This is a genomic window from Lyngbya sp. PCC 8106, assembly GCF_000169095.1.
GTDB lineage: Bacteria > Cyanobacteriota > Cyanobacteriia > Cyanobacteriales > Microcoleaceae > Capilliphycus.
This window is the reverse complement of the sequence record NZ_AAVU01000015.1, coordinates 1-14738: the sequence shown is the minus strand read 5'-3', so window position 1 is coordinate 14738 and position 14738 is coordinate 1. Positions and strand designations below refer to the sequence as shown.

Annotated in this window: 16 protein-coding genes; 8 read left to right on the top strand and 8 right to left on the bottom strand. The window is 40.5% G+C overall.

What is annotated here, in order from left to right; genetic code table 11:
- Window positions 1–148: 148 nt before the first annotated feature.
- The 3 genes from L8106_RS30470 to L8106_RS32970 form a co-directional block, all read right to left on the bottom strand.
- The gene (locus L8106_RS30470; RefSeq protein ID WP_009784544.1) at window positions 149–316 is read right to left on the bottom strand and encodes a LysM peptidoglycan-binding domain-containing protein; all 168 of its coding nucleotides are present in this window, start codon (window positions 314–316) and stop codon (window positions 149–151) included.
- A gap of 499 nt (window positions 317–815) precedes the next feature.
- Entirely contained in the window at window positions 816–2516 is a 1701-nt protein-coding gene (locus L8106_RS11860; RefSeq protein WP_009784543.1) for an AAA-like domain-containing protein, read from the bottom strand.
- A gap of 192 nt (window positions 2517–2708) precedes the next feature.
- Complete coding sequence (locus tag L8106_RS32970; RefSeq protein WP_198012934.1) at window positions 2709–2852, bottom strand: hypothetical protein; 144 nt, start codon at window positions 2850–2852, stop codon at window positions 2709–2711.
- Window positions 2853–2866: 14 nt separating this feature from the next.
- Between L8106_RS32970 and L8106_RS11855 the strand changes: the two genes are divergently transcribed.
- Together L8106_RS11855 and L8106_RS11850 are read left to right on the top strand one after the other, a co-directional pair.
- Window positions 2867–3292: a CAP domain-containing protein gene (locus tag L8106_RS11855; RefSeq protein WP_232228469.1), complete on the top strand. Its 426-nt coding sequence runs from the start codon at window positions 2867–2869 to the stop codon at window positions 3290–3292.
- Window positions 3293–3322: 30 nt separating this feature from the next.
- Window positions 3323–3949, top strand: coding sequence for a ribonuclease H-like domain-containing protein (locus L8106_RS11850; RefSeq protein WP_009784541.1), 627 nt, complete (start codon window positions 3323–3325; stop codon window positions 3947–3949).
- Between the two features lie 33 nt (window positions 3950–3982).
- Here the strand turns inward: L8106_RS11850 and L8106_RS11845 are convergent, their stop codons facing one another.
- Entirely contained in the window at window positions 3983–5164 is a 1182-nt protein-coding gene (locus tag L8106_RS11845; protein ID WP_009784540.1) for an MFS transporter, read from the bottom strand.
- Between the two features lie 346 nt (window positions 5165–5510).
- Window positions 5511–5981 carry a hypothetical protein gene (locus tag L8106_RS11840; RefSeq protein ID WP_009784539.1) on the bottom strand — a complete coding sequence of 157 codons (471 nt, stop codon included), beginning with the start codon at window positions 5979–5981 and terminating at the stop codon, window positions 5511–5513.
- 224 nt (window positions 5982–6205) lie between these two features.
- On the opposite strand from L8106_RS11840, the gene L8106_RS11835 reads away from it, so the two are divergent.
- The 3 genes from L8106_RS11835 to L8106_RS11825 all read left to right on the top strand — a co-directional run bounded on the left by L8106_RS11835 (window position 6206) and on the right by L8106_RS11825 (window position 9157).
- Complete coding sequence (locus L8106_RS11835; protein WP_009784538.1) at window positions 6206–6802, top strand: allophycocyanin alpha chain-like protein; 597 nt, start codon at window positions 6206–6208, stop codon at window positions 6800–6802.
- Window positions 6803–6878: 76 nt separating this feature from the next.
- Window positions 6879–8636 (top strand): arginine--tRNA ligase, encoded by a 1758-nt coding sequence (gene argS / locus L8106_RS11830; protein WP_009784537.1) that lies wholly within the window; start codon window positions 6879–6881, stop codon window positions 8634–8636.
- Between the two features lie 104 nt (window positions 8637–8740).
- A complete protein-coding gene (locus L8106_RS11825; RefSeq protein WP_009784536.1) occupies window positions 8741–9157 on the top strand; it encodes a hypothetical protein in 417 nt (138 codons plus the stop codon).
- Window positions 9158–9252: 95 nt separating this feature from the next.
- Here the strand turns inward: L8106_RS11825 and L8106_RS11820 are convergent, their stop codons facing one another.
- The 3 genes from L8106_RS11820 to L8106_RS11810 form a co-directional block, all read right to left on the bottom strand.
- Entirely contained in the window at window positions 9253–9654 is a 402-nt protein-coding gene (locus L8106_RS11820) for a hypothetical protein (protein ID WP_009784535.1), read from the bottom strand.
- Window positions 9655–9813: 159 nt separating this feature from the next.
- Window positions 9814–10695 (bottom strand): zinc metalloprotease HtpX, encoded by an 882-nt coding sequence (locus L8106_RS11815; protein WP_009784534.1) that lies wholly within the window; start codon window positions 10693–10695, stop codon window positions 9814–9816.
- Window positions 10696–10869: 174 nt separating this feature from the next.
- Window positions 10870–11571, bottom strand: coding sequence for a leucine-rich repeat domain-containing protein (locus L8106_RS11810; RefSeq protein WP_009784533.1), 702 nt, complete (start codon window positions 11569–11571; stop codon window positions 10870–10872).
- Between the two features lie 177 nt (window positions 11572–11748).
- Here L8106_RS11810 and crcB point away from each other — a divergent pair, with 177 nt between their 5' ends.
- From crcB to L8106_RS11795, 3 genes are all read left to right on the top strand, one after another.
- The gene (gene crcB, locus L8106_RS11805; RefSeq protein WP_009784532.1) at window positions 11749–12201 is read left to right on the top strand and encodes a fluoride efflux transporter CrcB; all 453 of its coding nucleotides are present in this window, start codon (window positions 11749–11751) and stop codon (window positions 12199–12201) included.
- Window positions 12202–12654: 453 nt separating this feature from the next.
- The gene (locus tag L8106_RS11800; RefSeq protein WP_009784531.1) at window positions 12655–14295 is read left to right on the top strand and encodes a peroxidase family protein; all 1641 of its coding nucleotides are present in this window, start codon (window positions 12655–12657) and stop codon (window positions 14293–14295) included.
- Between the two features lie 39 nt (window positions 14296–14334).
- On the top strand, window positions 14335–14738 hold a 404-nt coding region (locus L8106_RS11795; protein WP_009784530.1), incomplete at its 3' end, for a DUF2235 domain-containing protein.

The window sequence follows — 14738 nt, the reverse complement described above, 5'->3', positions numbered from 1 at the left end:
GGGCATTTAGGGAAATTAAGTCCCCCTTTCTAAGGGGGATTTAGGGGGATCTCTCCGGGGCATTTAGGGAAATTAAGTCCCCCTTTCTAAGGGAGATTTAGGGGGCAGAAGATTTAGGGGAATTCTTCTCACCCACCCGACATTCTGATTAATTTGGAATCGTAATATATTGACCCGGTTTCAAATTTTCCGGTAAAATATCCCCATTAGCCGCAGCAATTTTTGTCCATAAATTACCATCCCCATAAAATTGTTCAGCGATTTTGAATAGGGTGTCACCTGCTTTGATAGCTTTGATGGCAAAAGTTCGAGACATAGATTCTCCTTCCTGTGCTCATTGAGGTAGATGTTTTGTCGCTTAAATGAGCGACACTAATATCAACATCACCATTTTTTAGAGATGTTTTCTCGAGGATATTCTGACTTACTGCACCCAAGCAAATGAACCAATTTACAGGCTGAAACCTGCTTCTGTATTAGGTTTAGGCAGTGGGGTAAATGATTTAACTTCGGGGATTCCCCGAACTTTATAAATTCACTTTGCTTAACAATTCTCGCGCTTCGATTCGACTCCTCTAATATTAACATTTCGTAGCTATCAGCAAATAATTTGTTTTAAATAATTCCTATAAAATCTTTAAATACTTGTTGCTACAAATGATTGATAATATTACTATAGGGGAGTTCTGTATAAATGTATATTTTCCGGAAGTCACTTATATAAACCCGTCCCCTATTGCTGTTTGTATTTTATCAAAGAACAGTTGGAATAAAAACCCAGTAACTCCGATAAACCGGGTTTTTGGCAGGTCATATTATTCCCCAAAGCGATCGCTAAAATAGAGACGATAGAGATTACAAAGGGGAACCACATCATTTCCCACCCGTTTAATTAAACCCATACTTCGCAGTTGAAAGGCTTGACTTTCTTCGAGTCGAACGGGTTCATTTTTGAAGACAACTTTCTTCATGGCTTCGGCTAATTTTTCATTATCTTGCAAGTTCAACAAATGTCGCCGTAAATGATCGTTGTAGATTCCGCTTTGGGTGGGTGCTGTCTCGATAAATTCGGCAAAACTTAACTGATGGCGTGTCATTTCATAGAGCGCTTTTCTGACTAAATACGGGTGTCCGTCTACCATTTCCATTAACGAGTTTACCTCCCGCACCGACCAGTTTAACCCGTGTCTTTTGACTAACTCGCTAATTTGTTCAAAGGTTAATTCGGGTAAATCTATCGGTAAACCCACGTTAAAAGGGGATTGATTGATATTCAGAGGAATGTAAACTTCTTTAGAATGAGCAATTACTAAACGGAGTTTTTTCCAGTCGGGTTGGTTCTTGCCGTTTTCGTGCCAAACTCTCAGCAAACTAAAGAATTCTTGAGCAATTTCTAAGTGTTGAAAAACCTGATCGACTTCATCTAAGCCTAACGTTAAAGGTTCATTTATTGTCTTGAGAAGATAGCGACGAAAATAGTTTGTACATTTTGCTTTACTTCCGAGGCTACCTTTCCACAAGTTTTCTAGCCGATCTTCGAGTTCTAATTCTTCTGTTATCATTCCACAAAACCAGCGCAAAAAATCATCAATATTGCTGAAAAAATCGCTATCGGCTGACTGAAAATTTAGATAGGCGGTGTGGTATTCGTTTTGTTTGCTGTGAGCGAGAATGCGCTGCATTAAAGAGGTTTTTCCCATCTGTCGGGGTGCTTTTATTCTGATTAATGCTCCCGGTTTTAAGATAGTTTCATAGCAGTCTGATTCTATGGGTGGACGTTCGATATAAAAGGGAGAATTGAGACTAACTGAACCTTCTGGGTTCTCTAATTCAGTAAGTAAAAGAGTGGAAGTTTCAGAGGAACGGGGATTTTCTATCACTGTATTTTCGGGCTTTGAATCTTCCTCTATTTCCTCAATATCTTCGGCGTTTGATTCATCGGGTTTTGTTCTAATAACTGGTGTCAGTTCTTCAGGAATTCCCGCCATACTGATACTTGTACAACCATATTTGTAGGCAAATTCGATATCTCTACCATTCCCTAACGCATCATAAAATCCGATAGCAAATTCTTGAGCGGCTTGATCTCCGACTTGCTGCTTCATTCCGATCACGTAGGGAATATGATAGGCGATCGCTTTAGCTTGAATTTCTGAATAACAAGCATTCAAAACAACGCATTCAATATCAGTTTTAAACAACTGAAATAAATCCGTCAATCCCTTCGCACTAACAAACTTAACTTGTCCGGTTTCATCTTCTAAAACTAAACCATTTTCTCCTGCACCATGCCCAGAAAAATGGACAAATTGGGGTTGTAATTCTAACACCGCTCGTTGCATTTCTCTGGCGGTAACAGCAAAACGAGACTCTAGATTAAACTGGCTGCGTTTTTTGGCTCTTTCTAATCCTTTTTGAATCTCTTTTACTTCTTGATCCAGTCGCAAATGGTTTGTTTGTTTGGGGTTTGCAGCTAGAAATAATATGGTTTTTTTCTTTCGGCTAGAATTACTCATAAATTGATAGATGAAACAATCCCGAATTCCGACTGAGTTTAAGGTTTATAGGCGATCTTAACATATTCTATTAATTAATACTCTAAAAAATCCCGGAAAGATTTAGGGAGAGTTAAAAGGGAATTGGGAGATTTTCTAACCCTTCTAAAGGCTGAAGACTATTATCATTAACTCGAAACTGGAGAAAAATAATTACAATAGAGAATAGAATTGATTAGAATTACAAACCGATGTCCAAGCCGCGATCGCATATTCTTCCTTTTGCCATTCCCGCAATGGTGATAATTGTGTTATTTTTGAAGGAACGGGATTTTCAAACCCCCATTGATTCTTCATTCTCTATTCCTCAAATGTCCTCTTTTCCAATTGCTCAAAGTGTTTCTGATGTGGATGAGTTAAAACAGTCTGTTCATCAACAAGTCAATGAATATCGCGCCTCACAAAATTTACCTCCCCTCAAACTTGATCCGCGTATTAGCGAGGAAGCACTCAAGCATAGCGAGGCGATGGCGAGTGGACAAGTCGAATTTAGCCACGATGGATCAAAACAACGATTTCAGGCAATTGGCGAGATGATTCCTTATCGAATGATTGCCGAAAATGTGGGGTATAATATGGGATATGCTAACCCAGGTAAAAAAGTAGTTGAAGGCTGGATCAATAGTGAGGGTCATCGTCGCAATATGGAAGGAAATTTTAATTTAACTGGGATTGGGATTGCCAGAAATGCGAAGGGAGAGTATTATTTTACTCAGATTTTTGTTCGTAGTCGGTGATCCAATTTAGAGTTTCATTGTTTTTTCCTTATGAGTAATTTTCAAGTTTGCGATCGCGATATTTCAGAAGACATTCTATCAAGTTATTTAACGGCTGATCGGTTAGCTGTCGATACGGAGACAATGGGTTTACTTCCCTGGCGTGATCGCTTGTGTTTGGTGCAGCTTTGTGATCCTAAAGGTCAAGTAACGGCGGTTAAAATTGCCAAAGATCAAACAGAAGCCCCTCATTTAAAAAAGCTGTTAGAAGCCAGTAACACGCTGAAAGTTTTTCACTTTGCTCGGTTTGATATGGCAACGCTGCTGTATTATTTAGATATTGATGTTAATCCGGTTTTTTGTACAAAAATTGCCAGTAAACTCGCTCGAACCTACACCGGAAGACATGGTTTAAAAGAACTGGTTCAAGAACTCGAACAAGTCGAACTCGATAAATCTTCTCAAAGTTCAGACTGGGGAAATGTGGGCAATCTTTCCGAAGATCAACTCAACTATGCCGCTAATGATGTGCGATATTTGTTGAATGTTCAGCAAAAACTGATGGTGATGTTAGAGCGAGAAGAACGCTTAGATTTAGCTCAAAATTGCTTTGATTGTCTACCAACGATTGTCACCTTAGATTTATTGCATTATAAAGATATCTTTGAGCATCACTAATATCGGAGATTTCCAAATATACAAACCAAGAACTTATTGAGGGTTGGATGTATTCATCTGGCGATTAACCCACAACAAAAGCGGGAATGCTAGCAGTTGAATGACAACAGAAAAAATCACCAAAACTAGGAGAGAGCGATCGTACAAAATCCCCATCAACACACTCCCTAAAAACCAGGCTAAACCATAACCTGTTGCAAAAACTCCAAACGCAGAACCTCGCTGATCCGCAGAAACAATTCGGGTAATTCCAGCTTTCATAATCGATTCTTGCGCCCCCATACCAATTCCCCAGAGAATCATACCAACAATAGCCAGTTGAGGCGTTCCTAAAAAAACCAACGGTGCAAATACTGAAGCCAAAAAAGCCGCGATCGCTAAACTCAATAGTCCAATTCGATCAAAGAGTCGTCCAAATAAAATAGCGGCGATCGCATCAACGCCCATTGCTAAAGCATACAGCAACGGAATTGAATTAGTATCACTCAGATTCACCTGTTGAAAATGATAGGCAATCAAGGGAAAATCAGCATATCCGGCGGCGATTAACACCACTGATCCCAAATACAACCAAAAGGCTTTGGGAAATTTTTCAGCTTTGAGAATTGGTCGATTTGCGAGTTCAAATTCACGGGGATTTGGATAAACTTTTTGTAGAGTGAGTAGTACAATTAACCCAATCACCGCCGGAATCATTAACGCTGCATAACCCGCAGAATAATCATTTTGCAGAGACAAAATCGCCGCCACCATTAATGGCCCAGATACCGCCCCAATTTGATCCAACGCTTCGTGTACACCAAAACCAAACCCTGTCCCCACTTGCGTCACTGCATGAGATAATAAAACATCTCGGGGAGGAGTTCGGATCGCTTTTCCAGTCCGTTCCGCAATCATCAGTCCCGCCGCTACAGGTAAACTCCCCGCTAAAGCTAACAAGGGAACAGCGAAAGTATTAATCGCATATCCAATCGTTGTGATCCGCCAATACTGACGAGTGCGATCGCTGAGAAAACCAATAAATAGACGTAACCCGTAGGCAATTAATTCACCAAATCCCGCAACCAGTCCCACAACAGTACCACTCGCACCTAGAGATCCTAAAAATTGCCCATTGATACTCCGGGCACCTTCATAGGTTGCATCGGCACATAGACTGACAATTCCCAACAGAACCACAAATTTAAACGCAGCGTTTCTAGAGGGGGAATTCATGCTGAATCTAAACCAAAAGTTAACCCCTTGTTTTTATCATAAGTCCGTCACGCTCACCACTTTGATCAAATACAGTTGAGGGGAATCGATTAACGCTGCAATTCATCAAAAGCTTCCGTTGATTTTTTCACTCTTTCCGTGAATATACGGAGAACTCAACCCGATGCTTAACAATTTGTAATGGTTTTTCGAGGGTTCAAATGAGGATTTAAGTAGAAATTTTTAGCAATCCCCTGATTTTTAAGACTTATTTTCTAATAAAGACACCCTGTTGAAGATGTTTAACTCCACAAACTAATTAAAGCGTTACTTCTCAATCGCTGTTTCAACAATAGACTGAATCGGCTTAAAGTTTAGAACGCACGGGAATAATAATCGTATTTTTAGAAGGGAAAGGATTAGAAAACTGAAGGGTCATCACTCGTTGAGCCAATCTTGTTAAACCATAACTGGCGAGTCCAATCGTGGCACCTGCGGCAACCACCGGCGCCATACTGATGCCGACTGCTGTTTCTGCGGCAACTAAGCTCATCCCGCTTAAAATTGCCGAAATTCCTACGCCTGTAAATGCACCGCCCGCCACTGAAATTAGAGCGCAACTGTCCTTGTCTTGAATCGCTTTTTTCGCACCATAAGCTGCCACACACACCACTACCCCGGCAAACGTTGCAGGTGTACTGATTGCAGCACTTCCAAATCCACCGACCACTCCTAAGCTACTCATCATTGTTAAGTTAGAGTTCTCCATTGCTTTTGATGTATCAGGGGTTACTTTTTCTAATGTTTTTAAATTTTCTTTTGTATTTAGGGAATCCATTATCTTTCTACCTTTTGTTAATAGTCCTGCCTGATTCAAAGCTATCATAGCGTTCTGATTATGGTATTGGTAGATTCACGGAATAAAGTGTTAATTTTCTTAAAGTTTCCGGAATCTAAGTGTGATTGACCAGATTTCACCTCCAGTACGATCCGATCAATTAACTTTTCTAGAAAAAATAAAGATCTGATAATCTGGAATAGGATATAAACACCAAAAAAATTATGCTCACCGAACGAGCCAAACAACTCATTCCCAAAGCCCGAATAGTCAGCTTTGCGAATTGGGAATCCACCTATCCTCCGGCGACTGTTGCGATGTTTCAAGCCGCAGATGATGAAGGACGTTATCCCAGTGATACCGATCTCGATCAGTTAGTCGCCACCTTCGGAACCTTCCCCGAAGCTGAAAAATCCGCCGCCCTCGCCCGAGTTGGTGTGGTTCGTTTGCTGCGCGATCAGGCCAATACAATCGTTACCGAAAGCCGCGAAACCCTTTTAAGTCAATATCCAGCGATTACCGATCCAGGGGGCGATCTTTATCCTCCAGAACGGGCTAAGGCTTGCTGGCGGGATTTTTGGCATTTTCTCCGCAGTATCACCTACGGAATCGCTGGAGGCCAAACTGAATACACCAGTGAAGAAGGACTATATTATATGGAATTGCTGTATCAAGAATTAAATGTGCCGCTACAGGCGATGGTTTCTGGGCTAGAAGGCTTGAAAACCGCCAGTTTAAAACGTTTACCTGTTACTGATCCCCAAGCGATCGCCCCTTACTTTGATCATCTCATTACCCAAATGCGTCGCTTCCTCCCCTGAGATTGATCAGCGATTTGGAGTAAGATTCCTTTATGATAAGAACTGGTAATCCCCTATCAAAACTTGATCCTTTTCCATGCCTTCTACCGTCGAACACTTAAGAGCTAAATTTGATCACGCGATTGTCGCTGCGTTTGGTCAGGAAATGGCGGGAACTGATCCGATGTTGGTTCCGACGAGTAATCCTAAATTTGGGGATTATCAATGTAATGTGGCGATGTCTCTCACGAAGGCTTTGAAAAGTAATCCCCGGGCGATCGCCACTCAAATTATAGAAAAATTAGAGATCAGTGATCTGTGTGAACCGCCAGAAATTGCCGGGCCAGGATTTATTAATCTGCGTCTGAAGCCAGAATATTTAGAAGCTCAACTGAATAATATTTTAACAGATGAACGCTTAGGAATTCCAACGGTTGACAATCCGCAAAAGGTAATTGTTGATTTTTCTAGCCCTAATATTGCTAAAGAAATGCACGTTGGACATTTGCGATCGACGATTATTGGGGATTCGATTGCGAGGGTTTTAGAATTTCTTGATGATGATGTTTTGCGTCTCAATCATGTGGGAGATTGGGGAACGCAATTTGGAATGTTAATTACTTATTTACGAGAAGTTTATCCCGAAGCGTTAACGACAGCCGATGCGTTAGATATCGGAGATTTAGTTGCTTTTTACCGCCAAGCCAAAGTTCGCTTTGATGAAGATAATGAGTTTAAAGAAGCCTCTCGTCAAGAAGTGGTGAAGTTACAAGCGGGTGCTGAAGATAGTCGTCGGGCTTGGACTATTTTGTGTGAACAATCTCGACGAGAATTTCAAGTCATTTATGATTTATTGGATATTCAACTCAAAGAACGAGGAGAATCGTTTTACAATTCGTTTTTATCGGAAGTTGTCAAAGATTTAGAGAAAACGGGGTTACTCGAAGAAAATCAAGGTGCGAAATGTGTCTTTTTAGATGGGTTTCAAAATAAAGAAGGGGAAGCGTTACCGTTAATTGTACAGAAGTCTGATGGCGGATACAATTATGCAACAACGGATTTAGCGGCGCTACGATATCGGATTAATCAAGATCAAGCAGATCGAATGATTTATGTGACTGATTCTGGTCAAGCTAATCATTTTACTCAAGTTTGGCAGGTGGCGAGAAAAGCCGGTTGGATACCCGATGAAGTGGACGTTATTCATGTTCCGTTTGGGTTAGTTTTAGGCGAAGATGGCAAGAAGTTAAAAACTCGTTCTGGGGAAACCGTGAGACTGCGAGATTTGTTGGATGAAGCGATTAATCGCGCTCGAAAAGATTTAGAAACTCGCTTAAAAGAAGAAGGAAGAACTGAGTCAAAAGAGTTTATTGAAAACGTAGCGCAAGTCGTGGGAATGAGTGCGGTAAAATACGCAGATCTCAGCCAAAATCGCACCAGTAACTATGTCTTTAGTTTTGATAAAATGCTTTCTCTGCAAGGAAATACAGCACCCTATTTACTCTATGCTTATGTCAGAATTCAAGGAATTCGTCGCAAAGGAGAAATAGATTTTAAACAAGTGGGAACCGAGGCAAAAATGCAGCTTCAAGAAGAAGCAGAGTTTACCTTAGCCAAGCATTTATTACAGTTAAATGAAGTGATTGAAACGGTGGCGATAGAGTTGCTTCCGAACCGTTTGTGTCAATATTTATTTGAACTCAGTCAAAAGTTTAATCAATTTTATGATCAATGTCCCGTGTTGAAAGCAGAAGACGCTCAACGAATCTCTCGTTTAGGGCTATGCGATTTGACCGCACGCACGTTAAAATTAGGATTATCCCTGTTGGGCATATCTGTCCTAGAGCGGATGTAAGTTGAGAAAAGTTCCACTAAGATTATACTCGGGAAACAATGTGGAATTTTAACTAAAAAAATTGTAGAGATTCGTTAGATTAAAAAATACAGAGGAGCAATTTTATGTCTGAAGTTCAACCCGAAAGCACAAAAAAGATTGAAACAGTCGCCGAAACTAAAACGACAGCCCCCGTAGTACCCCCGCCTCGTCCTTCTACACCCCCTGATAATACGGGTGGAGTGGGAGGATTCCTCAACAGTTGGAAGTTTAAACTGGGTTTAGTTTTAGCAGGGATCATTGCAGTGGGTGTGGGTCTTTTTATATTCTATTATCCTCATAAAGTTGCCATGATGGGTTTAAGAACATGGTCTTCTGAGTCTGGCGCGGAAGCGATTGATTGTATGATGCGCGATACCGATGATAATGGTTACATTAGTTGTAGTGCCAAGATGGAACAGAAAGTTTTTCCGCTTGAATGTGGTGCAAGTATTTTCAATACTGGATGTCGAGTCTCTAGAGAGGAAATGGTTCGACAATAAACTAATTTTTTCCAATTGAATACTTCACTAAAAACCCGATTTCATTGAGAAACCGGGCTTTTCTATCTCATCACTGAACTGATGTAGATTTGGATTTATTTGGATTTAGAGTCATCCGATGCAGTTAAGACATCCCAGAATGCTTGAGTGGCTTTGGTTAAGCGTTCACCTAAATCGGATAAATCTTTAACAATTCCTTGAAAGTTGCTTTCTGCATCCGTCTCAAACTGTTTGAAAGAGGACTCAATTTGATCTTTATCAATCAATCGAATCTGCTCAATTCTCTCTCTAACATTTTTCACCGCTTCAGTATAAGCATCACGATTGATTTCGGCTGCGGTTTGCATTTCAACTTTGACCAAATTCTGAATCGCTTCGAGTAAAGCTTCTGTTTCTTTCTGGGGTTTAGTCCCGGAAGATTCAGAAGTAGCAGTCACTTGAGTAGAAGGGGTTTCGACCAAAGCAGATTCTTTCGGTACATTTTGTTCTTCAGTCATTATTTATCCTCAGTCGGTTGATCAATCTATCTTTCAGTTTTATCTCAGTTAATTCGGGAAAAAGTAAACCTTTTCACCTATTGTATCGTATCGTTTTGCGATACTTTCTATCGTTTCAGAATATACGAGCCACCATCAATAATCAAATCCGTTTTAACTTTAACCTGAGAGCGAATCAGATGGCAAACTAGACATTTCTTGCTCAATCTTCAATAACGCTTGTACCCGAGCTTCAGTCGAAGGATGAGTCGAGAACAAATTCGCCATTTTTTGACCCGAAAATCCATTCATAATCAAAAGTGGTTCAAAAGACGGATTTGCTCTGAGGGGAACCTGTCGCGCCATACTATCTAATCGTTGCAGCGCCCGGGCGAGTCCTCTCGGATTTTGGGTTAATTTTGCCGCCCCCGCATCTGCCGAATATTCTCGGGTTCGGGAAATCGCCATTTGAATTACCGTCGCCGAGATCGGAGCCAGCATCACCGTTAACAGAATACCGATTGGATTTCCACCCTGATTATTATTGCGTGAACCTCCTCCAAACCACATCGCATAAGTCGCAAATTGAGCGATCGCCGAAATTGCCCCCCCAATGGTCGCCGCTACCGCCTGAGTGAGCGTATCGCGGTTTTTGATGTGGGTCAGTTCGTGGGCGATTACCCCTTCGAGTTCATCTTCGGGTAAGAGCTTAAGAATCCCTTCTGTGACGGCAACTGCGGCATTTTGGGGGTCGCGACCTGTTGCAAAAGCGTTCGGCGCCTGAGTGGGGACAATATAGACCCCTGGCATGGGTAAATTGGCGCGATCGCACAGTTGTTTGACCATGTTGTGGAGTTCGGGCGCTTGTTCATAGCTGACGGGTTGGGCGCGATAAGCAGCTAAGGCAATTTTATCGGAGTAAAACCAAGACCCCAGGTTCGTGACGGCGGCGATTCCTAATCCGACTATTAAACCTGTTGTTCCACCGATGACCCAAGAGCAAATCGCAATCAGTAAACCACTCAGTATTCCTAATAATACAACTGTTTTTAAGAGGTTCATCCGTTTCTCTCCTTTGGCTCTCAAACCCGGAGTTTGTTAAGATTGCCTCTATTGTAACGGGAGATGATTCGCTCAAGTTAAGACGGGAATACCGATTTTTGATTACGGTTTAACTCACGCTCAGACTTGGGGAATCAGCCTGATCAATCTTGTAGTTTAAATGTTGGGCTAGATTCAAAACTGACAAATATACTTAGGCCTAATTGGGCAAGTTTCATCCTGAATCGGATTGTTGCGAACAAACAAATAAGTTAATCGTTCTAAGGGCTGAAGTGAACTAATATCGGCAACTTGATTATGGTTGAGGTTGAGTTCATTCAGCTTATTCAAGGATTGTAAAGGGGTGATATCTTTAACTTGATTGTAACTAAGGTTTAATAATTTTAAATTTTCTAGAGACTGTAAAGGGGTAACATCTTTAACTTGGTTATAACTTAAGTTGAGTTCGGTTAAATTGGTTAAAGATTTCAGAGGCGTTAAATCGGTGATTTGATTATTAATTAGCTTCAGTCGGGTAATTGTTTTTAAAGATTGTATTGGACTAAGATCAGAGATTTGACTGGTACTCAAATCCAGTTGAGAAAGGCTGGTGAGATTTTCTGAAGCGCGAGCGCAGTTAAAGGTTCCGGCTCGTTGTAAAATAACACTCATTGTTCGTCTGGCTGCGATCGGAAGTTGCTCTCGATTCAGACACCAGTCCATAAAGCTATCTTCTTCTGCAACCGATTCGGTATGAGTGGTTTCGTCTGGGGTTAATTCGGATTCTGTTAGCAGTTCAGTTTTTGGGGATTTAGACTCAGCGATTCCTGTATATGGATCAACAAATACTGTGATCGCCAATAAGAGATTGATTAGGAATGATAACTGACGTTTCACGAATAATTCTCTTTTGAGTTATTAGTTGTTTGTATCATTTATAGTATAGCATTCATACTTTAAAGTTCGGTTAATTGGTGAGAGTGATATTTCCAAAATTCTGTAGAGACGATCACCTCAGTGGTATTATAATCAAGTTCAGCCTGTTTTTGTTAATTGCTGCGCGGATCAGTTGTAATGATCAGAATTTTAATTGCCTTTTTGAGTTCTTTATCAACTTCCTTCTCTGATGCTTTTAGTCAACCGATGATCCGTAATCCGATAGCGATTGGATTGGGGGCGATCGCTGGGGCGTTAACTCGTTATTATTTAACGGTATGGTTAGCCAGTCGTTTCGGTACAAGTTTTCCCTATGGGACGTTTTTTGTGAATCTCACCGGATGTATAGGAATGGGTTTTTTGGTTTCCTTTTCTGAACGAATTGCAGTGATTTCACCGGAGTTAGTTTTATTACTTGCTGTGGGTTTTTTGGGTTCTTACACCACCTTCTCTACCTACGAGTTAGACACCCATCGCTTGCTGCGAGATAGTCGCTTAGAAACGGCTATTTTTTATTGGATGGGAAGTGCAATTATCGGTATTATTGGAATTCAAATCGGAATGAGTTGCGCTCGTTTATTGATGCGATAGAATTGCCCTTAAGTTCTCTACAATTACAACTCGAAGAATTGTTGGCTTTCACTTCCTTCAACCTCACCAAAAAAAGATCGGAAAAATTTAATAATTGAACTAACTTTATAGATTGACATTAGAGAGTTTTTCTGTGTAAGACAAAAAATATCCAAAAAAGTCAGGAAAAAGACTAACTTTATAGACTTTATTTTTTCTGACTGGAGTTTAAGTCTTAAGCTGGTTTAAGAGCAGTAGCCAATCTATCACTCGTTGTCCAGTTGAAAAGAGCAAGAATGAACAGCATCTTATGTTAATTTTTTTTTATAAAAATGAATTTAAGTCAATTTTGTTAAAACAATGTGTTAATCAGAATAGTTTTTAATTTCTGATCTATAATAAATCCACCTCATACTTAATCGAGGTTCTTGCACGCGAACAAATAGATTCATTCAAATCTAAGGAGCTTTAATTATGAACGCTAAAAGAGATACATCCAGAGATGGATTCAGAAATAAGATTGAAACCTTTGCTCTAACTAATCTTGAAGGAGTTTGGAACTTTATTCAAGACAATGAACATCTCAAACTTAGTGTTAATAAATATCTGATTAACAGTGCCATTTATAAAATTCCACCTCGTCCCTATCCTTTTAGCATGATGACGCTAGAAGAACATATTCCCGGAACGGATATTCCTAAGAAAACCGACACTTATACCTCCTGGGAATCACTCACTGATCGCACCTATGTTGGGCGTCATTTACCCCCCGATCCCAAATTTAACCGAGAAGGAAATCTTCCCCCCGTCGAAGATTTAGCGATTTTGTATCATAAAAAAAAGGATGCAAACGGCAAGCCTATCACCCGTTATTCCCAAAAATCAACATTACTCTTTCCTTATTTTGTGCAGTGGTTTACCGATGGATTTCTTCGCATCGATCACAACAATAAATTTAAAAACACTTCCAATCATCATATTGATTTGTGTAACGTTTATGGACTAAAACCCAAACAAACCCATTTATTAAGAACCCATCAAGGCGGTAAACTCAAAAGCCAAATCATCAACGGTGAAGAATATCCTCCATTTTATTACGAAGATGCTGAACAAGGCAAAGTCAAACCCGAATTTGAAGGACTTTACGAAACGTTAAATGATGAAAAAAGACTCCCACCCGAACGAAAAGCCAAACTATTTGCAATGGGAGTTGAACGGGCTAACGTCCAGATTGGCTATGTGATGTTGAATGTAATTTGTCTGCGGGAACACAATCGCCTTTGTGATATTTTAGCCAAAAATTATACAGAATGGGATGATGAACGTCTCTTCCAAACCGCCCGAAATATTCTCGTTGCCATTATGTTAAAACTGGTGGCGGAAGACTATGTTAATCATATCACGCCCTACCATTTTAACTTCGTTGTTGATCCCTTTGCGTTTACGGATGAAAGATGGTATCGCGAAAATTGGGTGACATTAGAATTTGATTTTGTCTATCGCTGGCATAGTGCCATTCCCGAAACATTTCTGTATAATGGTGAACCGGTTTCGTTGTATTCTTCTTTGTGGAATAATCAGATGATTATCGACAAGGGAATTGGGGCATTAATGGAAGAAACTTGTTCTCAACCTGCGACCCAAATAGGTTTACATAATACCCCCGATTTTCTGGTAGATATGACTGAAGTTCCGAGTATTAAACTGGGACGAAAAGCACAAATGGCAAGCTACAATGATTACCGGGAAATGTGTAAATTTCCTCGGGTAACAGACTTCGATCAAATTACCAGCGACGAAGACGCTCAAAAAGAACTTGCACGCTTGTATGGTAACGTCGAAAATATAGAATTCTACGTCGGACTTTATGCCGAAGATCCGCGAGAAAATTCAGCATTAGGGTCGTTAGTCGGACGATTAATTGGGGTAGATGCCTTTTCTCAAGTCTTAACCAATCCTCTATTAGCCCCGCCAGTTTTTAATCAAGATACCTTTTCTCCAGTGGGTTGGGAAATTCTTCACGAAACCAAGCTTGTCTCTGATTTAGTTAATCGTAACGTCCCTCAAAAAGATCAGCCTTATAAAGTCACGTTTTATCGTAACGATCATCGATAATTAGACAAAAAATAGAGACTTACAAAGGAAGTTTAACCCATGAAACGTTTGGTCGTTTGTTGTGACGGAACTTGGCAAAAACTGAATAATCCCTACCCCACAAATGTCGTCAAAATTGCTCAAGCGATTAAAACAATTGCCAGCGATGGTGTTCCCCAAATCGTATTTTATGACGAGGGAATTGGCAGTGAAGGCGGATTGGATTTGCTACTGGGAGGAGCATTTGGTCAGGGAATTGATAAAAACATTCAAGACGGTTATCGTTTTCTCTGTCTCAACTATAATGAAGGAGATGAAATCTATCTATTTGGTTTTAGTCGGGGTGCTTATACGGTTCGGAGTTTAGCCGGATTAATTTACAATTCCGGTTTACTTTCCCGTCCCTACATTCGCCTCGCCTCCCAAGCCTATGAACTTTACCGGGATTCTTTTATCAAACCGAA

Bases quoted from the DNA above. Each gene is read 5' to 3' on its own strand.
- L8106_RS11835 (WP_009784538.1), top strand. From the start codon at position 6,206: ATGCTCACCGAACGAGCCAAACAACTCATTCCCAAAGCCCGAATAGTC.
- argS (WP_009784537.1), top strand. From the start codon at position 6,879: ATGCCTTCTACCGTCGAACACTTAAGAGCTAAATTTGATCACGCGATT.
- L8106_RS11840 (WP_009784539.1), bottom strand. From the start codon at position 5,981: ATGGATTCCCTAAATACAAAAGAAAATTTAAAAACATTAGAAAAAGTA.
- L8106_RS32970 (WP_198012934.1), bottom strand. From the start codon at position 2,852: ATGAAGAATCAATGGGGGTTTGAAAATCCCGTTCCTTCAAAAATAACA.
- crcB (WP_009784532.1), top strand. From the start codon at position 11,749: ATGATCAGAATTTTAATTGCCTTTTTGAGTTCTTTATCAACTTCCTTC.
- L8106_RS11825 (WP_009784536.1), top strand. From the start codon at position 8,741: ATGTCTGAAGTTCAACCCGAAAGCACAAAAAAGATTGAAACAGTCGCC.
- L8106_RS11845 (WP_009784540.1), bottom strand. From the start codon at position 5,164: ATGAATTCCCCCTCTAGAAACGCTGCGTTTAAATTTGTGGTTCTGTTG.
- L8106_RS11815 (WP_009784534.1), bottom strand. From the start codon at position 10,695: ATGAACCTCTTAAAAACAGTTGTATTATTAGGAATACTGAGTGGTTTA.
- L8106_RS11820 (WP_009784535.1), bottom strand. From the start codon at position 9,654: ATGACTGAAGAACAAAATGTACCGAAAGAATCTGCTTTGGTCGAAACC.
- L8106_RS11850 (WP_009784541.1), top strand. From the start codon at position 3,323: ATGAGTAATTTTCAAGTTTGCGATCGCGATATTTCAGAAGACATTCTA.
- L8106_RS30470 (WP_009784544.1), bottom strand. From the start codon at position 316: ATGTCTCGAACTTTTGCCATCAAAGCTATCAAAGCAGGTGACACCCTA.
- L8106_RS11800 (WP_009784531.1), top strand. From the start codon at position 12,655: ATGAACGCTAAAAGAGATACATCCAGAGATGGATTCAGAAATAAGATT.
- L8106_RS11860 (WP_009784543.1), bottom strand. From the start codon at position 2,516: ATGAGTAATTCTAGCCGAAAGAAAAAAACCATATTATTTCTAGCTGCA.
- L8106_RS11855 (WP_232228469.1), top strand. From the start codon at position 2,867: ATGTCCTCTTTTCCAATTGCTCAAAGTGTTTCTGATGTGGATGAGTTA.